Source organism: Natrialbaceae archaeon AArc-T1-2, from assembly GCF_030273315.1.
Taxonomy (GTDB): Archaea; Halobacteriota; Halobacteria; order Halobacteriales; family Natrialbaceae; genus Tc-Br11-E2g1.
Genome location: NZ_CP127174.1, coordinates 2848380 through 2866667, shown reverse-complemented (window position 1 = coordinate 2866667; position 18288 = coordinate 2848380). Strand labels below are relative to the sequence as shown.

17 protein-coding genes and 1 pseudogene are annotated in these 18288 nt (G+C 62.3%); 6 read left to right on the top strand and 12 right to left on the bottom strand.

Annotated features, from left to right (window positions below):
* Position 1: 1 nt before the first annotated feature.
* On the bottom strand, positions 2-445 hold the full coding sequence (locus QQ977_RS14815) for a cupredoxin domain-containing protein (RefSeq protein ID WP_285926542.1): 444 nt from the start codon (positions 443-445) through the stop codon (positions 2-4).
* A gap of 125 nt (positions 446-570) precedes the next feature.
* Here QQ977_RS14815 and QQ977_RS14810 point away from each other — a divergent pair, with 125 nt between their 5' ends.
* The 3 genes and pseudogenes from QQ977_RS14810 to QQ977_RS14800 all read left to right on the top strand — a co-directional run.
* On the top strand, positions 571-1290 hold the full coding sequence (locus QQ977_RS14810) for a protein sorting system archaetidylserine synthase (protein WP_285926541.1): 720 nt from the start codon (positions 571-573) through the stop codon (positions 1288-1290).
* 78 nt (positions 1291-1368) lie between these two features.
* The gene (locus tag QQ977_RS14805; protein ID WP_285926540.1) at positions 1369-2808 is read left to right on the top strand and encodes a HEAT repeat domain-containing protein; all 1440 of its coding nucleotides are present in this window, start codon (positions 1369-1371) and stop codon (positions 2806-2808) included.
* A 26-nt stretch (positions 2809-2834) separates the two neighbouring features.
* Positions 2835-4418: pseudogene (locus tag QQ977_RS14800) on the top strand (phospholipase D-like domain-containing protein); the annotation flags it as partial.
* A gap of 152 nt (positions 4419-4570) precedes the next feature.
* Here QQ977_RS14800 and QQ977_RS14795 read toward each other — a convergent pair.
* The gene (locus tag QQ977_RS14795) at positions 4571-6478 is read right to left on the bottom strand and encodes a DHH family phosphoesterase (protein WP_285926539.1); all 1908 of its coding nucleotides are present in this window, start codon (positions 6476-6478) and stop codon (positions 4571-4573) included.
* Between the two features lie 123 nt (positions 6479-6601).
* Here QQ977_RS14795 and QQ977_RS14790 point away from each other — a divergent pair, with 123 nt between their 5' ends.
* A complete protein-coding gene (locus QQ977_RS14790) occupies positions 6602-7105 on the top strand; it encodes a Mov34/MPN/PAD-1 family protein (RefSeq protein ID WP_285926538.1) in 504 nt (167 codons plus the stop codon).
* A 4-nt stretch (positions 7106-7109) separates the two neighbouring features.
* Positions 7110-7559: an FAD synthase gene (locus QQ977_RS14785; protein WP_285926537.1), complete on the top strand. Its 450-nt coding sequence runs from the start codon at positions 7110-7112 to the stop codon at positions 7557-7559.
* On the opposite strand, the gene QQ977_RS14780 is transcribed toward QQ977_RS14785, so the two are convergent.
* The 6 genes from QQ977_RS14780 to QQ977_RS14755 form a co-directional block, all read right to left on the bottom strand.
* Positions 7556-8989, bottom strand: coding sequence for a sulfatase-like hydrolase/transferase (locus tag QQ977_RS14780; RefSeq protein WP_285926536.1), 1434 nt, complete (start codon positions 8987-8989; stop codon positions 7556-7558). The genes QQ977_RS14785 and QQ977_RS14780 overlap by 4 nt on opposite strands.
* Positions 8990-9129: 140 nt before the next feature.
* Positions 9130-10431 (bottom strand): histidine--tRNA ligase, encoded by a 1302-nt coding sequence (hisS, locus tag QQ977_RS14775; protein ID WP_285926535.1) that lies wholly within the window; start codon positions 10429-10431, stop codon positions 9130-9132.
* A gap of 64 nt (positions 10432-10495) precedes the next feature.
* Complete coding sequence (locus QQ977_RS14770) at positions 10496-10984, bottom strand: ubiquitin-like protein Pup (protein WP_285926534.1); 489 nt, start codon at positions 10982-10984, stop codon at positions 10496-10498.
* A 69-nt stretch (positions 10985-11053) separates the two neighbouring features.
* Positions 11054-11656: a DUF7411 family protein gene (locus QQ977_RS14765; protein ID WP_285926533.1), complete on the bottom strand. Its 603-nt coding sequence runs from the start codon at positions 11654-11656 to the stop codon at positions 11054-11056.
* A complete protein-coding gene (locus QQ977_RS14760) occupies positions 11656-12003 on the bottom strand; it encodes a DNA-binding protein (RefSeq protein WP_285926532.1) in 348 nt (115 codons plus the stop codon). The genes QQ977_RS14765 and QQ977_RS14760 overlap by 1 nt, the downstream gene beginning before the upstream one ends.
* Before the next feature lie 93 nt (positions 12004-12096).
* Positions 12097-12552 (bottom strand): 30S ribosomal protein S19e, encoded by a 456-nt coding sequence (locus QQ977_RS14755; protein WP_285926531.1) that lies wholly within the window; start codon positions 12550-12552, stop codon positions 12097-12099.
* A 132-nt stretch (positions 12553-12684) separates the two neighbouring features.
* Here QQ977_RS14755 and thiL point away from each other — a divergent pair, with 132 nt between their 5' ends.
* Positions 12685-13557 (top strand): thiamine-phosphate kinase, encoded by an 873-nt coding sequence (gene thiL / locus QQ977_RS14750; RefSeq protein WP_285926530.1) that lies wholly within the window; start codon positions 12685-12687, stop codon positions 13555-13557.
* 412 nt (positions 13558-13969) lie between these two features.
* Here thiL and QQ977_RS14745 read toward each other — a convergent pair whose 3' ends face one another.
* The 4 genes from QQ977_RS14745 to QQ977_RS14730 form a co-directional block, all read right to left on the bottom strand.
* Entirely contained in the window at positions 13970-14470 is a 501-nt protein-coding gene (locus tag QQ977_RS14745) for a hypothetical protein (protein WP_285926529.1), read from the bottom strand.
* Positions 14471-15022: 552 nt separating this feature from the next.
* A complete protein-coding gene (locus QQ977_RS14740) occupies positions 15023-16213 on the bottom strand; it encodes an NRAMP family divalent metal transporter (RefSeq protein WP_285926528.1) in 1191 nt (396 codons plus the stop codon).
* A gap of 49 nt (positions 16214-16262) precedes the next feature.
* A protein-coding gene (locus QQ977_RS14735) for an IS630 family transposase (RefSeq protein ID WP_285926527.1) occupies positions 16263-17284 on the bottom strand; the annotation gives its coding sequence in 2 pieces (ribosomal slippage) (positions 16263-16771 and positions 16771-17284; 1023 coding nt in all).
* Between the two features lie 612 nt (positions 17285-17896).
* Complete coding sequence (locus tag QQ977_RS14730) at positions 17897-18241, bottom strand: hypothetical protein (RefSeq protein ID WP_285926526.1); 345 nt, start codon at positions 18239-18241, stop codon at positions 17897-17899.
* Positions 18242-18288 lie beyond the last annotated feature (47 nt).

Genomic DNA, 18288 nt, shown 5'->3' with positions numbered 1-18288 from the left:
GTCACTCGGTGACGTGAACGAGTCCGTCCATCCGAACAGCGCCGTGGCCGTCCATCTCGTGAGGAATACAAAAATACGAGTAGGTACCCGGCACCTCGAACGTGTGTTCGAACAGCGCGTCCGGATCGAAGCCGCCACCGAAGTCGTCGTGCCACGCCTCGCGAGCTTCCTCCTCGCTGTCGTATCCACCCGACGCGAAGTACTCGGCACCGTCCGGAATACTCCCCTCGTAGGCGGTGACGGTGTGTAACGAACCGCTCGTGTTCTTCCAGACGACGGTTTCGCCGACGGTCACCTCGTACTCGTCCGGAACGAACTCGTTTCGCGTCATCCCGATGTCGTAGTTGTCGACGCCGAAATTCCCGAGACTACCGAGCGCGGTACAGCCCGCGAGCCCGGCGAAGCCGCCGCCGGCGACTGCAGCGAGATAGGCGCGCCGATGCATAGTCGCGGGTTAGAACGGCCGCGATATAACGCCCCCGGTTCGGTTCCCGAACGGCGGGAATCGACGGCGGACTCGGCGTGTGGAAACGAAAACACGTAAGGTCACCCCACGCCGAATCCGCGAGTATGCTGCCCCGGTTCGTCGGACGACTCGGCGTCGCCGACGCGGTGACGATCGCAAACGCCGCGCTCGGGTTCGTCGCCGTCGTCGTCGCGTTCGTCGACGTACATCTCGCGGCCAGGCTCGTCCTGCTCGCGGCGGTCGCCGACGGACTCGACGGTATCCTCGCCAGACGGTACGGCGGCACGCCGGCGGGGCCGTACCTCGACTCGCTCGCCGACGTCGCCTCGTTCGCTATCGCACCCGCCGTCCTCGCGTTCGTCGTCGTCACCGACGGGCTGGGTGGGTTCGAGACGCTGACACTCGAGTTCCTCCTCGTGAGCGTCGTCTGTGCGACGTTCGTCGCGATGGCCGTCGCCCGGCTCGGAATGTACACCGCCTACGACACGACCACGGAGTACACCGAGGGCGTCCAGACGACGCTCGCGGCGACGATCATCGGGGCCGCAATTCTCGCCGGCGTCACCGAACCGTGGCTCGTCATCGGGGGCACCGCGTTGTTCGCGTATCTGATGGTCTCGCCGATCCGATACCCCGATCTGCTCGCCCGCGACGCGTTGATCATGGGCGTCGTCCACGTGCTCGCGATTGTGATCCCCGACTTCGCCGGCCGGACGTTTCCGTACGCCTTGCTCACGCTCGGACTGGCGTACATGTTGCTCGCCCCGTGGCTGTACTGGGCAAACGGCTCGTCGATCGCCGACGCGGAGTATGGAAACGCTTAGGGGTATACTCCTCACACGTGCCCGTACGAGCATGAGCATGGTTACGAATGCCACGGCGTCGGTCCGCCGGGTGAGCAGATGAGCGACGAGGAGACGGACGCAGATGTCGACCTCGAGTCCGAGATCGAGGCCATCCGCGAAGACCTCGCGGCCGTCCGCGAGGATGTCGAACCCGTCCGCCCGACGGTCGCTCCCGTCCGGGACGATCTCGAGCCCGTCGAAGACGAACTCGAGGCCGCCGAGACCGAAGACGACTTAGACGACGTCGAAGAACACCTCGAGCCCGTCCGCGAGGAACTCGAGACCGTCCGCGAGGAGTTCGACGCGGTTCGCGATCGGTTCGACGAGATCGAGTTGCCGGAGCCGGAGGAAGACGAGGACGAAGAAGTGGAAGACGAGGAGCCGAGCGGTCCGCTCGCAGATCTCGAGGCCGAGTACGAGGACGTTGAGGCGGAACTCGACGACGTCGAAGACGAGATCGACGACGTCGAGAGCGGAATCGACGACGTCGAGGACGGCGTCGAAGAGCAACGCGGTCCCTACGCCGACGACGTCGTCTCGGCGGTCGACGACGCCCGACGCGAGATCACGGGCACCCGCTGGACCGAGGCGGAGGGTCACGGGCAACTCACAGCGAGCGTCGAGACGTTCCTCGAGACCGCCGCCGCCGGCCTGATCGACATTGCGGAGTCGATCGCCGACGGCGACGACGTGCCGGACCGACTCGATGCCACTCTCGAAAGCGTCGCCGACGCCGTCGAAGACGCCGACCTCGATCCCGACGACGACGCCGAGACGATCGCTGGCCTGCTCGAGGCGACCGACGACCTCGCGTCTGGAATCGACGACGCGACCGAGTGGACGGACCTCGAGGTGCGCGAACAGCTCCGCCGGGAGGGCTACTACGACGTGCTCGATCACGTCAAGGACTTCCCGCCGGAGTGGCACGCACTGAAAGTCCACGAGAAACGCGGCAACGTCGAGATGGTCCTGCTCGCACTCGAGTCGCTGGGGTCTGAGTTCATGGAAGAACACTGTCTCGAGGCGCTCAAACGGATGGGGCCCGAGGAGGCGATCGATCCGATGCTCCAGCGGGCGGGACGGCGCGACGAGGCGGCGATCGAGACCCTCGGCAAGATCGGCGTCGCAGACGAGGAGGTCGTCGAGACGCTGCTCGATTACGTCGATTCGAACCCTCAGCTCCAGAAACCCGCGTTCAGGGCGCTCGGAGAGCTCGGCGCGGAGGAAGCGATCCAGCCGATCGCGAACCAGCTCGTCGCCGACGAGCCCGAGGTGCGAAGCCACGCCGCCCGCGCGCTCGGTCTGATCGGTGATACCCGCGCCATCGAACCGCTTTCTGACGTCTTGGCCGAGGACGACGAGGATACCGTCCGGGCAAGTGCCGCCTGGGCGCTCAACCGGATCGGCACCGCCGAGGCGCTCGAGGCCGCCGCCGAGTACGCCGACGACTGCTCCTACATCGTCCAGGCCGAAGCCGAGAAGGCGGCGAACGTTTAAGTACGGGGGCGCGGCCACGCCCGACAATGCGCTCCGGGCCGGCCGTCGCGACTCTCTGTGTGACACTCGCTCTGGTAGCTGCGTCGCTCGTCGTCGGAGCGTTCGTGACGACGGCCCAGCCGAGTTCGTCGCCTGCCGTCGACGCGTCTGATACGCCGACTCGGTGTGCCGACGGGCCGACGGAGCTACCGCCGATCGACTCCGACGCCGATCCGCGAATCCTCTCTCTCCATCCGAACCCGACGACCGAGGGGAACGTCGGCGAGTTTTTCGTTCTCGAGGTGCCGCCGGAGGCGGCGGCCGAGAACCTGACGGTGACGGACGGTCACACGACCGCATCCGTTCCCGACGATGTCTCCGGCCAGGTCGCAATCAGTATGGACCCCGACGAGACGCACCGGTTGACCGACCGCCCCGTGGTCGAACTCGAGGGATACCTCCGGCTCGCAGCCGACGGAGACGAACTCGAACTCCGGGCAGACGGACGCGTCGTCGACACCGTCGCCTATGATCGCGCGCCCACAGCCGAGACGTGGCACCGGGCCGACGACCGTGACGGCGTCTGGTGGCCGAACGGGGCGACCTGTCTCTCCCCGGCGACGAGCGACGCCGACGCGGTGACGGCTTTCGTGCTCCCTGACTCGCCGGAGGTCCCGCTCGAGACCCTCGCCGAGGCCGACGACCGCATCCTCCTCGCCGGGTACACGTTCACCTCCGACGACGTGGCCGACGAACTCGTGGCGGCTACGGATCGGGGTGTCGACGTCGAGGTCCTGCTCGAGGGTGGTCCCGTCGGCGGCACGCCCGAACGGACCCGCGGGGTAGTCGACGACCTCGAGGCGGCCGGCGTGACGGTCCGGGTGCTGGGCGGCGAGGGGGCGCGCTACACGTACCACCATCCCAAGTACGCCGTCGTCGACGACAGCGCGATCGTGCTCACGGAGAACTGGAAACCCTCGGGCGTCGGGGGCGCTTCCAGTCGCGGCTGGGGCGTGGTCGTCGACGATCCCGCCGTGGCTTCCCACCTGGCGGACGTCTTTCGGGCCGACGCCGACGGTCGGGATACGACGGCCTGGACAGACCACCGCGAGACGGCGACGTTCGTCGAAGACGGCAACCGCGACGGCGCCTACCCCGAGCGCGTCGATCCCGAACCCGTCGCGGTCGACGACGTCGAGGTCCTGCTCGCTCCCGACAACGTCGAGGCCCGGACCGCGGAGCTACTCGCCGGTGCCGAGGAGTCGATCCGTATCAAGCAGGTCCGGATCGGTGACCCGGCGTTTCCGCTGCTCGAGGAGAGCCTCGAGGCGGCTCGCCGCGGCGTCGAGGTCAGGATTTTACTCGACACGTCGTGGTACGTCGAGGACGAGAACCGCGCCCTCGCCGACCGTCTCGAGCGGACGGCACGCGAGGAGGGGTTACCACTCGAGGTCAGACTCGTCGAGCCCGGCAGTCGGTTCGAGAAGCTCCACGCCAAGGGTGTGGTGATCGACGAGGAGAAAGCGATCGTCGGCAGCCCGAACTGGAACAATACCTCCGTTCGCGACAACCGCGAGGTGGCGCTCGTGTTACACGGCGAGGAGGCCGGCACGTTCTACGCCGGCGTCTTCGACGAGGACTGGGAGGGCGAGTCGTGGCCGCTGCCGATCGGACTCGGTGTCGTCGTCGGTGGCTTTCTCGTCGTTTGTCTGCTCGTGGCGCGGCGATACCTCGTGTTCGGTCCGATCGACCGGGAGCGTCGCGACTCGAGACGGAACCGCCCTCAGTCGTCGATCGGTGCCGCAGTCGAGAGCTCTTCGTCGATGTCCGCGGCCGCCATCTTCTCGACGAGCGCGTCGATCACGTCCTCGCGTTTGCCCTCGACGAACTTGATCGAACCGACGACGAGGTGGCCACCGCCGGAGACGCCGGCGCCGGGAACCTCCGCCTCGAGTTCCGAGACCATGGTCGGGATGTCCAGCCGGACGCCGTCGCTTCGCAAGACGGCGAAGTCGGGGCCGTAGCCGACCGTGATGACCGGACCGCCGGTCTCTTCGACTTTGCGGTCGTGGATCTCGCCGGTCGTCTTGCCGGGTGCAGGGTAGGTAAAGCGGTGGGCGTAGTTCTCGACGTCGATCCGGTAGAGGTGGGCATCGTTTGCGAGCGACTCGTGTTCGACGTGGACCATCGCGTCCGTGAGCTGGTCGTCGACCTCCGTTCGGGCGCGGTCTGCAAACAGGGAGACGAGATCGCGGTGGCGCTGGGGCTCGCCGACGTCGATCTCGAGGAGGTCCCGGATGACCCGGTCGCCGGAGTCGTACCGGAGCCAGAACGCGGCGTAGTCGAGCGCTTCGCTGACGTCTTTCAGCCGTTTCTCGTCGTAGCCCTCTTCGGCGGCCAGCTCGAGGTAGTCGTCCATCGCATCGGCCTTCGAGCGGTCCGCGAGCCCGGCGACGGCGGGAATGTGCCGGAGTTCGTCGGTGAGATCGGGATAGATCATCCGGGCGAGTTCGACACAGAGCATCCCCGTCGTGATCCGGTAATCCTCGTCGTGGAGGTAGGGATTGACGTGGGCATCGAGCAGCCCCTCGACCGCCTCGGGATCGGGGTGGTGGTGGTCGATGGCGACGATCGGGATGTCGTAGTGAGCGAGCGTCTCGTAGGCCGGCACGTCCTCGGCGGTCGAGCCGTTGTCGAGCATCAGGAGGAGGGGAAGCTGCTGGCCGTGTTTCTCGCGGTCCTCCAGGGCAAAGTTGAGATCGCGCGTCGCGTCTTCCATCTCGTAGAACGGGGCCTTCGCGGGCAGGCGCTTGACGAGGTGTCGTGGCGCGTCGTCGTTTTCGTGAACGTCGGCGATGAACCGCTCGAGGGCGATCCGGACGGGGACGGCGGCACACATCCCGTCGCCGTCGGCGTGGTGGCGAACCCGGATCGGTCGTCCCTCGAGGACGGTCCGGCGGAGACGGCGAGCCACCTCCTCTAAGTCGGGACGGAGCTTCTCGAAGGCCGGCCAGTCGATCAGCGGCTCGACGTCGTGTGGACTCGCCCGGTCTTCGAGTGCCGCCTCGAGTCGCTTGCGAGCCTGGGCTTCGGTCTCGCCGTCGAGCGTCGAGAGGCCGTCGACTTCGATCTGAAACGAGTCATCGCGTCGTTCCGGAACGCCGGTTACCCGGACGAGGTCGCCGACTTCGACGGATGGATACGCGCGGACGCCGGCTTCCTCGAAAGCGGCACAGGGAACGACGCCGTGCTCGTCGGCGACGTGGAAGATCGTCGGGCCGCCGGTCTGTTTGACCTGGACGACTTCGCCCTCGATGTGGATCTGATCGCCGGCGTTTGCCTCGAGGCGGTCGGTGCCGGTAAGCGAGTAGTCGTGGCCGACCTCCCGGACGGTGTACTCCTCGACGTCGACGTCGGCGGGTTTGAACGCCATGTCGCCGTTTTCTCGAACCGTCTCGAGTTCCACGACGAGTTCTTCGCCGACGCGATAGGTACCTTCGAGGACGGACTCGTGAACGAGTCCGGAGACGGAATCGGAGAGGTCGACGAAGACGCCGTAGTCGACGATACCGTTGATCTCCGCGAGATATGGTGTCTCCTCCTCGACGTCTTCGGCAGTACAGTCGGAATCGAGATCGTAGACGACGGAATACCCGTCGTCGCCGGCCTCGCCGGCAGAATCACGTGACATCGTTGCCAACTGTTTGGGGCGGTCGCGTATAACCCTTGCCAAGAAGGGTTCGTATCGCTCGTGTGTGACGATGCCGGCAGGGCTTTCGGAACGTTTAGCAACGGGAAGCACCGAACGGAACGTATGGGGCTGTTCGACGCGCTGTTTCGCTCGAGCGAGATTCTCGGCATCGCCGAGGAGACCCTCGAGTTCGCGCTCGAGTCCTCCGAGGCATCCCACCCGGACGAGTACATGGGAATGCTCCGCGGGACCGAAGCGTCGCGACTGGGGCTGGATCGGGACGGGCTCGTCATCACCGACGTCTTGGTTATCCCGGGCACGGAAGCAAACAGCGTGAGCGCGACCGTAAAGACGAGTCAGATACCGAACGACGTGAAATCACTCGGGAGCGTTCACTCCCACCCAAACGGCGTACTGCGTCCGAGCGACGCCGACCTCGAGACGTTCACCAGAGGGTCGGTCCACGTCATCATCGGTGCACCCTATGGCCGAAACGACTGGCAGGCGTTCGACTCCGAGGGAAAGCCGACGACGCTGAACGTCCTCGACGTCGAGCTGCCCGACGCCGAGGACTTCTTCGATTTCACGCAGGCGGACATCGACGCCGAGCTGCGCGGGTGGGACTGAAACGATGACACGGACACAGACACGAACACGAACCGTCGTCGCCCAGGGAACGTTCGATCTGCTCCATCCCGGTCATGTTCACTACTTCGAGCAGGCCGCCGCGATGGGCGATCGACTGGTCGTCATCGTCGCTCGCTCGAGCAACGTCGATCACAAGGAACCCCCGATCTGTGATGCGAGACAGCGACGGGACGTCGTCGACGCCCTCGAGGTCGTCGACGAGGCGATCCTGGGCCACGAGGAAGACATCTTCGTCCCGATCGAGGAGATCGAACCGGACGTGATCGCGCTCGGTCACGATCAACACCACGACGAGGAAGCGATTGAGGCCGAACTCGAAGAGCGCGGAGTCGACTGTGACGTCCGACGAGTCGACGGTCGCGAACCCCGGTACGACGGCGAACTGCTCTCGACGCGGTTGATCGTCGACCGGATTCTGGAACGACGCGACTAGCCGTCGAGCGTCCCCGGAACCCACGTCCGGTTCGGATCGTCTGTCTCGTGCATCCACCTGACGAGCCGTCTCGCCAGCTTGCGTCTGGCGTTTTCGTACTCCGGGTGATCGATCAGATTTCGAAGCTCCGCCGGATCGCTCTCGAGGTCGTACAGCTCGTTTGTGTCGGGGCCGTTGTAGACGAACTTGTACCGCTCGGTCCGAATCATCCGCTGGCTGTAGAGGCCGAACTCGTCGCCGTGGTACTCGGCGGCGACGGCGTCGCGCCACTCGAGCGGGACCTGGCCCTCGAGTAGCGGACGGAGGCTGTGCCCGTCGAGGCCGTCGGGTACCGGGACGTCACAGAGTTCGAGAAACGTCGGTGCGAGATCGACGAGCGAGACGGGTTCGGTCCGCGTCGTTCCCGCGTCGACGACGCCGGGCCAGCGAACCTGCAGGGGGACCCGGTAGGTGTCCTCGTACATCAGCGGTCCCTTGTTGAACTGGCGGTGGTTGCCGACGAAGTCGCCGTGGTCAGAGGCGTGGACGACGATCGTCTCCCCGGCGAGTCCGCGGTCGTCGAGTCCCTCGAGGATGCGCCCGACCTGCGCATCGATCAACGACTGAAAGCCCCAGTACTTCGCGGCGACCTCGGCCCACGTCTCCCAGCCGAAGTCCGCGACGCCGCGATACTGGGTGTACTGTTCGTGGACGGCTGGCTTGCCGTCGAAGGTCTCGGCGTAGCTGTCCCACGGCTCGATCGCGTCGGGATCGTACTGTGAGGCGTACGGCTCCGGGACGACGTAGGGGTGGTGTGGTCCGTAGAAGTCGATGCGGTGGAAAAACGGCGCGTTCGACTCGGTGTGACGATCGAGCATCTCGAGTGTTCGCTCCGCGAGGAAGTGTGCCCGCGTGTCGGCGACGTCGACCGGCGTCGTCCCGGCGACGAGCGTGCCGTCCTGGCCGCCGGTGTAGATCGCGTCCTCGAGCGTGACGTCTTCGATCGGCGTTTCTCGTTCCCGGCGGTAGGCACGGAACGCGTCGTCGATGTCGTCGTGGTGTCTGTCGCTCCCGCCGAGGTAGGAGAAGCCGAAGTCCTCGGGCGTCCGGTCGTGGCCGACGTGCCACTTGCCGGTGTAGCTGCAGTCGTACCCCGCGTCGGCGAGCCGTTCGGAGAATGTCGGCAGGTCCGTTGGGAGGGTCGACCGAACCGCGTCCTCCTCGTGGCAGTTGTTCAACATTCCGTGGTTGTGTGGGTACAACCCCGTCAGCATCGACGCCCGGGCGCTCGTACAGATGCTGATCGGGGTGTACGCCCGCTCGAAGCGGACGCCCTCGCTCGAGAGCCGATCGAACGCCAGCGTCTCGACGGGTGGACCGTCGGGCGCAGTGAGGTCGTATCGTTCCTGGTCGGTGAGCACGAACAGGACGTTCGGGCGGCTGGTGGCCATCGGGCGTCGTACACCGGCCCGGTAGTTAATGGTAGGTCAGTCGGTCGCGGGCAGTTCGACGTTCTTCCGGCTGCACCGGTACCGGCTCGCAGCCGGAACATTCCGAGCCGTACTCGTCTTCGCGCTCGTACTCGCACTCGTTACTCGGCGACGTCGTCGAACGTCGGCCGGTCGTCCTCACCTGGGAACTCGGAGACGGACACCTGGACCTGGTCGCCGGTGTCCATGTCCTTGACCGTCACCTCGTCGTTCTCGAGGTCGCGCTCGCCGACGATCACCGTCGTCTCGGCGTTGATCGAGTCGGCGTAGTCCAGCTGTGCGCCGAAGGACCGCCCGGCGACGTCCGTCTCGACGACGTGGCCGCGTTCGCGAAGGTCGCGGGCGATTCGGGCTGCCGTTTCCCGCGTGTCGCCGACCTGCAGGACGTAGTAGTCGGTCGTGATCTCCTCTGCGGGCCAGACGCCGGCGCGCTGACAGAGCAACGAGAGGGTGGCGTGGCCGGGTGCGACCCCGACCGCGGGGGTGGGCTGGCCGCCGAAACTCTCGATGAGGTCGTCGTAGCGCCCGCCGCCGAAGATCGATCGGGAGACCTCGCCCGTCGAGTCGAAACACTCGAAGACGACGCCGGTGTAGTAATCGAGCCCGCGGGCGGTCTCGAGCGAGATCGTACAGTACTCCCGGGCACCGAGGTCCGCGGCGGCCGCGAGGACGGCCTGGAGGTTGGAAACGGCGTCGCTCACCCGTTCGCTGTCTGCGAAGGAGACGACCTCATCCAGGTCGCCCTGGGCGATCAACTCGTCGAACTCGGCGGCCTGCTCGTAGGAGAGGCCGGCGTCGACCAGCAGGTCGTGATACTCCGGCCGGGAGATCTTATCGGACTTGTCGACCGCCCGGATCGCCGCCTCGGTGTCGACGTCGACGTCGTAGGTCTCGAGGACGCCACCGAGGATGTCGCGGTGAGAGACCCGGAACTCGAAGTCCTCGCCGGTGAGTCCGAGGCCGGTGAGGGCGTCTGCGGCCCACGTCAACACCTCGGCGTCGGCTTCGGGTTCGGCCGAGCCGAAAATGTCGACGTTCGTCTGGTAGAACTCCCGCTGGCGACCTTGCTGGACCTGTTCGTACCGCCAGAACGGCCGCGTCGAGAACCACTTGATGGGCTTTGACAGCTCCTGTTGTTTGGCGACGACCATGCGTGCGACCGTTGGCGTCAGCTCCGGCGTGAGCGTGACGTGGCGGCCGCCCTGGTCCTCGAAGGCGTACAGTTCCTCGACGATCTCGTCGCCGCTTTTGTCGGTCCACATCTCCGCCCGCTCGAGCGCTGGCGTGGCGATCTCTCGAAAGCCGTACCGTCGGGCGACGTCCTCGAGGGTGTCGATCGTCTCCCGGCGGGCGGCCATCTCGCCGGGGTAGAAGTCACGAAATCCCTTGATTCGCTCGTACATGGCCACAGGTTCGAGCACGGCGCACTTCTATGCTTCCTTCCCGTCTCACTCGAACTCGAGTCGGCTACTCGTCTCGCTGGTCGTTCGATTCGGCGGCGGCCTCGGCTACCGTCTGCCGATCGTCGAAGTAGACGGGGGCATCGTGCTCGAGTTCGAAGCGGATTACGCGCTCCATCGCTTCGTGTCCGTCGTCGATCTCGGAGTGGAGTTCCGCGGCGAGGTCGGCGTAGTCGGCGGCGAGTTCCTGAAACGCAGCCAGCCGGGCCTGTTTGGCCTCGACGAGCGCCTGTTTGGTTTCGACGGTCGATTCGAGCTCCTCGAGTTCCGTGACGTCGAGGTCGGTTCCGGCCGGACCGGCCGTCGGTCCCTCCCGATCGTTAGCGTGGTCCGTGAGTCGCCCGCGAATCGTCTCGAGATCGTCGTCGATCTCCTCGAGCAGGTCGTCGACGTCCGACCGCATCGTCTCGGCCCGCCCCGAGAGCAATCGCGCCTGCGTCCGACAGTACTCGAAGAACGCCGTGACCGACAGCTCGGATCCGTCGTCGTCGCTCATGGATGGACTAGGGAGGGCGAGCCAAAATGGGTTGGGTACACGAAACGGAGCGGCGCTGGGCTCCGGTACTCACCTGAGACCGTCCGCGACGTCGGTCACGTAGGTCTGTTCGTGATCGGGAAAGTACTCCCGGATCGCCTCCGGGCCGTCTTCCTCGGCGATGAACGCCCGCAGTTCGGCCTCGTAGTCCGCACGGGGAATCTCCTCACTCGGGCCGGCGGTGACCTCGAGGGCGTCTTCGACGAGCCGATCGACGGCACGTCGCCCGAACCCCGACAGCGGCGCGACGTAGTCGACGCCGTGGCGGTCCTCGAGGCTCTGGGCCTGGGCTCGCGAGACCGTCGGAACGCGGTCGTCGCGGCGGGTGCCGTCGCCGACGGCGTCGAACCCCTCCGTGGCGAGCCGTTCTAATGCGTGGTGGTGGACGAGCTGAATGCCGTTTCGTGGATAGCCGTCCTCGCGGATGCGATCGGCGGCCTCCCGGGCGACGTCGGGCTCGAGCTCGAGACGTTCGAACGCGAAGCCGGCGGCTTCTGCGGTGTCACGGGCGTGCTTCCAGTCGTCGGTGATCCCGAAATGTGCCGTCGTCAGGGTGACGTCGTAGAACTGATCGAGGACGAGCGCGGCAAGCGTCGAGTCCTTTCCCCCGCTGTAGAGGAGTCCAAGCTCCATCAGCGTCGCTTGATGTCGAAGCTCTTCTCCTCGGGCTTTAGTTCGTTGAGAAGCTGTTTCATCTTCTCGTCGTCGATCTTGTCCTGGAGGCGTCCGCTCTGGGCCAAGGCGACGACCTGGCGTTCGACCTGTTCGCCGAACTGCGGTTTGCTCATCTTGACGGTGTTGAGCCGTTTGCGGGCGTCGTCGGTCAGGTGCTGGCGCAGGAGTGCCTTCTTCTGGGCTTCGGCCTGCTGTCTGGCGGCTTCCTGTCCGTCGCCGCCTTGCCGGTCGGCCTGTTCCTGAAGCTGTTCCATCTTCTTGCGTCGGAGTTCCTCGAGTTCGTCGTCGTCGGGCGTTTCGCTCATAACTCACTGTTACCTATCGGGTGGGAAAACCATTACGGACCGGTGGACGCGGAGCTTGGGCGTGTCCGCGAACGCAGAGAAGAACAGAATCGCCTACGCGTACCGTTCGAGTTCCGGACGATCGAGTTCTTCGAGGACCTCGCCAGCGGTGTCATCGAGCAGGCTCCGACCCTCGGCGGTGATCCGACGACCCTCGCCTTCGGCGGTCTCGACGAGATCTTCCTCCTCGAGCTGCTGGAGGATCGTCCGGATGACGTTGCGCGAGCCGTCGGCGCGGCGGTCGGGGGCGACCTGGTAGCGGTTCGTCCCGCGTTTAGTGCCGCCGTACTCGGTAGCGAGCCGTTCGACGCCGACGGGGCCGGTGTCGGCGACTTTTCGCAGGAGGCTGGCCGCACGGACGGCCCAGAAGTCTTCCTGTTCGGGCGGGAGCTCTTTCGACGAGCCGGTCTTTGCGAATGCGGCCCAGTCGGGTTCCTCGAGTCGATCCGCGAGGTCCTCGGCGAGGGCCTCGATGAGGTCCTCGGCCGGAACGTCGTACATCGTAGCCATTGGCGTTTCGTTCCCTGCGGCGGCATTTAAGGGCATCGTTGTCCGTTCGGACGGGACACCGACTTGCGTCTCGAGCCTGGATCGGATCGCCCGTTTCGGTTCGTTTTTCGCACTCGACTCGAAACGGCGGGTATGGACGAACGCGAGGCGCTGGCACTGCTGGATGCGGAACTCGATCCGGTCGGCGACGACGCCGCCGTCGTCGACGGACAGGTGTTGACGACGGACATGCTCCACGAGCGGACGGACTTTCCCGCGGGGACGAGCCGATACACGGCCGGCTGGCGGACCGTCGGCGCATCACTGTCCGACGTCGCGGCAATGGGTGCCGAGGCGACGGCGGCCGTCGCCGTCTACGCTGCACCCACGTTCGACGAGGACGAACTACTCGCGTTCGTCCGGGGCGCACGCGACGTCTGCGAGCGCGTCGACGCCGCCTACGTCGGCGGTGATCTCGACGACCACCAGGAGTTTACGGTCGTCTCGACGGCGCTGGGACGGACCGACGACCCCGTCTTCCGCTCCGGCGCACAGCCGGGTGACGTCGTCTGCGTCACCGGCACTCTCGGACGCAGCGCCGCCGCCATCGAACTCTTCGAGCGCGGCGACCTCGAGCGCGCGAACGACCTGTTCCGGTTCGAACCCCGCGTCGCGGCCGGGCTGGCACTCGCCCCGCACGCGACGGCGATGATGGACTCGAGCGACGGGCTCGCCCGGTCGCTCCACCAGCTCGCCGAAGCCTCCGGCTGTGGCTTTGCCGTCGACTCGGACCGGGTTCCGGTCGACGACGCCGTCTCCGAGCTCACCGACGGCGAGGACGCGGCTCTCGAGCTCGCGACGACCTTCGGCGAAGACTTCGAACTCGTCGTGACGGTTCCGGAGGGCGAGCTCGAGGCCGCTCGATCGGCCACGTCGGTCCCGCTGTCGGTCGTCGGTGGGGTCCGCGAGGACGGCGTGACGATCGACGGGGAGCCGTTACCCGATCGGGGCTATACCCACGGCTGATCCCGCTTCTCGCTCTCGTGTTTTACTCGGTGTAGCGTGTCATAGAAACATTCACAGCTGATTTACTGCGGTTCAATCCGGATGGTGAATGTTGAGATAGATATAGTAACGGAAGGCAGTGCAAGATATAGAGCATAAGTTCAGCAGGACGACACCGTTTGTTTCACTCCGAAAGCGGTGAACCATCCGATCACTACACGTGCTTATTGAACGGTGAGAATCCTACCAGTTCAAGATGATGTTCTGAGCGCCGTGCAGGATGTGGGACGCGAACGTAGCGTGGATGGCGGTCTAATTTATTCTATTCGATTGATAACACGGGAAGTGGTTAGTATTGACCGTTTCTCTAACCATAATGTGATAACCAGAATAATAGAACGAATTTTGGGTACCCTATGGCTCATATTAAATGTCATTCTATGTTGTCGTTGGACATATTACATGCGGTATCATACAGATACCCTTTTGATAGCCAGCCCTTCAATTTAAGGATTGTAAAGAAGATCAAGAGAAAAATTGGGTAGCTGAGCTTGATTCCTATCAAATCAAACTTTGTGGTGATATATCCAAAAATGTCGGAAGGGTGCCAGTCGTTTATATAAGGCACTGCCGAAATAATACCCAGGGTTGATACTAACCTTTCAACAACGTTTGATATTAAACTATACCATGGTTCAAACACAATGAATGCATCCTCAGATATGATAAAATATATTTGTTCTCCATCGATTGGTTGCTCCCGTCGAGGTAGTATTCCAACGGATTCTCCTCGATCATTTCCCTTAAGCCATCGTCCCACATAACCTTCGCTTTTGGTCTCAAGTAAAAACCCTTCTGTAGACTCATGGACCCAATTGTTCGGGAAAGCTAACGGGAGATTTTCAAAGTCGCTAATGAAGTCCTCCCATTCCATAAGACATAATTATACCTTCTTGTTCTTAAAATTGTTCCAGAATACTGATACTCTGAGTCTTGCGCAGGGTTCCTATCTGTTGAGGGACAAGTCACAGTTCGCCGCGTTAGATAGTTCGCCTGTACTGACCGACCACGACCCTCGCAGATCGTCACTCGCCTCATGGAACATTCGCACTCTCAATTCAGCACGTCTCGTTCTATCTATCAAGTGGCTGGCAGAGATCGCGTGCAACATCCAGAGCATGGATGCAGCACGGCGATTGCGTTTATTCTATCGTAGGAGGGTGTCATAGAACTCTTGTCACACCGTGATGATCGTGCTTCCCGGATTGTCTCCTCGTTCGTAGTTGGTGATCGCAATGACGAGGCGCAGACACAAGGACAGGAACACCTGTACGCGAACACAGGTGTTCCTTGCACTGTGTCTCCGCGTGATCGTTGCAGTTGCCAACTACGAAAGAGGACACAATCCCGGACGAACGAAGCTCAAAACCCTGTGATCAATTCTATGACACGCTCAGAGTCTCAAGAGAGATGAGTGGCCCCACCGTCAGAACCCACCGCCAGTGATGAGTTTAGCGAAGTCTTGGATAGACAGAATCGCTAGGATAACCGCGAGTAGTACAAGTAGTGAATTGACAGCGTTTACCGCTTTCGAATTCGTGTACTCGCCCATCGTCTCGCGGTCGTTAACCGCCCAGAACAACAGGATGGCTACGACCGGCAGCGCGAAGATTCCGTTGTACATCGGAAACAGGATTACCATGTCAACGACCGACAAATTCAGCCACCAGCTCACAAGTGGCGAGAACACGCCGATCCCGGTCAGTCCTGCGAATATGGTGTTGAACAACCGATCCCCTTTTTGAACTGGGTATCCCGCCGCTTGCGGAATGATGTAGGCTGGCGTCCACATGATCGGGATGATACTGTTGAACGCTGCGACAATCACGCCGCCGACGAACAGCACCATGGCCCATGTTCCAAGTACATCAACGAGCGCCTGACCCGGTGTAATGAACGACTCAAGCTCAGTGTAACCCATCGGGCGCAGTAATGCTGCTGCGCCGATCAGGATTGCAACCATCGTGATCCCGCCGACTGCATAGCCGATTGCCAAGTCTCTCCGAACCTCCGGGAGGTCGCTCTCGTCAGTCCAACCTTTGGTATCCACTAGGATCGATTCCAGGAAGAAATTCGGCCACAATGCGGTCGTACCGAGCAGCCCTGCTACCATCGCCAGCGCACCCAACGAGTCAGTGCCCGGGACGAACCCGGTCGTAACACTGCTTGGATCAGCACCGCTCGGCAGGGCAACGATCACGAAGATGACCATCAGCGAAAACATCATTGCGATCATCATGTTTTCGACAGTGTCGTAGCGCAATAGTCCGATACCGATCGCAGCGAAGGTCGTGAGAACAGCAATGGGTTGCCAGCCGACAACACCCCCGAGCAGGAAGGAGAGACCAGCGCCGACTGCGGCGACCAACCCGAGCGTCCAGGCGATGCAGCCAATCGACAGGAAGAGTGCAATCGTTATCGCCAGTGGCCGGCCCAGTTTTTCGCGGGTGAACGCCATCAGCGATGTTCCGTGGATACCTAGCCGAGCACTCATGTCCTGGGCCATGAATCCGAGTAATGCCGCTCCGACGGCGGCCCAAAGCAGTGTGTATCCGTGCATGACGCCAGCTTGACTGGCAATGAACACCGAGCCAGAGCCGAAGTAACTGGCAACCATTACGAACGCCAGCCCGTACTTCTGTGTGAATTCAGTCGCGTCCTGATACTCAAGGACATAAGTACGTAAAGACGTTCGGCGATTCAATGGCGTCAAGCGCAGTCAGTGCAGCCTCTTGAAGTTCATCCAGTGTGTCGAACAGACGGTTGCCCAGTGTCTGGTTGAGTCGTCGCCAACACTCTTCCACGGGGTTCAGCTCCGGTGAACCCCGTGGAAGGTAACACAGTTCGATCGGCGTTCCTTCGGCGAATTCCTGCACCCTATTCGCTGTAAAATAAGACGCATTGTCCAAGACGACGCAGATCTTTTCGCCGAACTCGGTTTGGAGAGCGTCGAGCAACCGGATTGTGGTGTCGCTGTTGAAATTTTCTTCACACGGGAGAAAGAACGTCTCGCCGCTATCGCTGACTGCCCCGAGGAGTTTAACACTGTCCCACGCGCCCGTCACCGGGAGTGACGGGCGCTCTCCCTCCGGAAACCACGCGTAGATCAGCGTCGAGAGCACTTGACGCGTCTGATCAATGGTCAGGATCGTGTATTCGTCGTCCAGGTTGTCGAGCTTTTTTTGAACCCGTTTTTCCACGCTTTTTGGGCCCGTTCGTCGGACTTGTGGAACTCCGGCCGGGCTGTCTTCCAGGACAGCCCGGCCTCGGACATCAGTCGTCGGACGTGTCGTTCGCAGTACTCAACGTCGAACTCCTCAGCGAGATAGTGACGAGCGAGTGGAACAGACCAAGCAGGCGCGTCAAGTCCAACGTCCTCTGGTGAGCTATGGAGTGCTTCAACGAACCGCTCGTACTCTTGATCGGAGAGTTTTGAGGGCCTTCCTGAACGATGATCGTCGTAGACAACCTCCTCGAACGGCTCATCAGAGAGCCGTTCGAGTCGATCAAGCCACTGCGAGAGCCAGGCACCAGTATATCCATACCGCTCAGCGACTTCTTCTAACGTCGCATCGTCTTCTTCGAGGTAATTGATCGCCGCCATCAGCCGTTGTGCCGGCTTCTTTCCCTCGACCTCCGCCAAGACCTGGCGGAAGTCTTCGGTAGAGACGTTGTCGAGAGAGTTCATAATCGATCAATGTCTCGCCTCGTTTAAAATACTTTTAGCCGACAGTATGAAACGGGGTGAAATTCTTCGTGCTCATACGCTGCTACTGGTTTTCGGACGGTCGGTACGCAATAACGAGAGGAATCCGATACAAGCCCACGTTCTTCCCGCAAACTGTACGTTCTGTGATTACATCTATCATATTCAACGGTTAGTCCGATATCTCGCCCGTTTAAATTGCCACAACGGGTGTTTTTGACGCCACGGGACGGAACCAAATCGAAATCGGAGGCTATGGGTACTAATTATCAAACACTGAAAGCTCTTGGGGAGTAGTCAAGGGCTATTTCAGACTGATGGATCTCAATCGAAACGATGGGTGAACTTCGGAAACGCTTATTAATGGATCACAGATCGCTACCGATTCGTTTTACCTCTCGCGTTCCGGTTTTGAATCCACTTTCTAAGTCTTGCGCTGCCTTCGGTAACCATCTCTGTTCCAATATTTCACCACCCAATGTTGCACTGGGATAAATCGGCTGTGAATGTTTCTATGACACGCTCCTATCGTAGGTGTGCTGAATCGGCTACAAGGACGTGCTTGCGATTTGAACGAGATCTGGTACTTAGGGCTTATTCTGATATTCTACCTCTGATCTCTGCAAGGAGGCCCAGGAGAATCCCGAACCCTATTATGAATACGAGGAACTCCGTTGTAACGATCTCTCCTCTGATTCCGAATCCAGCACCAATGTAGGCGGCTGTGGCGGTTGCAAGAGCGAGAAGCCAGAACCCCATATCGTACCCTGTGTCCTCGACTGTGTCCCTTCCAACGGTGAGGAGGAAGATAGCGCTTATCAGGAGGTTAAGACCTGCAATGGCTGCAATTAGCAGAGGTTCCCATGGCCGGGTTACCAGGACGACAAGCGCTATGATGAGGAATAACAGGCCAGCTCCAAGCCTCTTTTCCACGTCCATATCTGAAAATAGGGCCATAATTTCAGTAAGACCCAATCATTAAAATC

What these genes read in the sequence shown, in the direction of transcription:
- QQ977_RS14760 (WP_285926532.1), bottom strand. Translation starts at nt 12,003, where the DNA reads ATGAGCGAAACGCCCGACGACGACGAACTCGAGGAACTCCGACGCAAG.
- QQ977_RS14780 (WP_285926536.1), bottom strand. Translation starts at nt 8,989, where the DNA reads ATGGCCACCAGCCGCCCGAACGTCCTGTTCGTGCTCACCGACCAGGAA.
- QQ977_RS14795 (WP_285926539.1), bottom strand. Translation starts at nt 6,478, where the DNA reads ATGTCACGTGATTCTGCCGGCGAGGCCGGCGACGACGGGTATTCCGTC.
- QQ977_RS14810 (WP_285926541.1), top strand. Translation starts at nt 571, where the DNA reads ATGCTGCCCCGGTTCGTCGGACGACTCGGCGTCGCCGACGCGGTGACG.
- QQ977_RS14805 (WP_285926540.1), top strand. Translation starts at nt 1,369, where the DNA reads ATGAGCGACGAGGAGACGGACGCAGATGTCGACCTCGAGTCCGAGATC.
- QQ977_RS14755 (WP_285926531.1), bottom strand. Translation starts at nt 12,552, where the DNA reads ATGGCTACGATGTACGACGTTCCGGCCGAGGACCTCATCGAGGCCCTC.
- QQ977_RS14765 (WP_285926533.1), bottom strand. Translation starts at nt 11,656, where the DNA reads ATGGAGCTTGGACTCCTCTACAGCGGGGGAAAGGACTCGACGCTTGCC.
- QQ977_RS14740 (WP_285926528.1), bottom strand. Translation starts at nt 16,213, where the DNA reads ATGGTTGCCAGTTACTTCGGCTCTGGCTCGGTGTTCATTGCCAGTCAA.
- QQ977_RS14770 (WP_285926534.1), bottom strand. Translation starts at nt 10,984, where the DNA reads ATGAGCGACGACGACGGATCCGAGCTGTCGGTCACGGCGTTCTTCGAG.
- hisS (WP_285926535.1), bottom strand. Translation starts at nt 10,431, where the DNA reads ATGTACGAGCGAATCAAGGGATTTCGTGACTTCTACCCCGGCGAGATG.
- QQ977_RS14745 (WP_285926529.1), bottom strand. Translation starts at nt 14,470, where the DNA reads ATGGAATGGGAGGACTTCATTAGCGACTTTGAAAATCTCCCGTTAGCT.
- QQ977_RS14790 (WP_285926538.1), top strand. Translation starts at nt 6,602, where the DNA reads ATGGGGCTGTTCGACGCGCTGTTTCGCTCGAGCGAGATTCTCGGCATC.
- QQ977_RS14785 (WP_285926537.1), top strand. Translation starts at nt 7,110, where the DNA reads ATGACACGGACACAGACACGAACACGAACCGTCGTCGCCCAGGGAACG.
- QQ977_RS14815 (WP_285926542.1), bottom strand. Translation starts at nt 445, where the DNA reads ATGCATCGGCGCGCCTATCTCGCTGCAGTCGCCGGCGGCGGCTTCGCC.
- thiL (WP_285926530.1), top strand. Translation starts at nt 12,685, where the DNA reads ATGGACGAACGCGAGGCGCTGGCACTGCTGGATGCGGAACTCGATCCG.
- QQ977_RS14730 (WP_285926526.1), bottom strand. Translation starts at nt 18,241, where the DNA reads ATGGACGTGGAAAAGAGGCTTGGAGCTGGCCTGTTATTCCTCATCATA.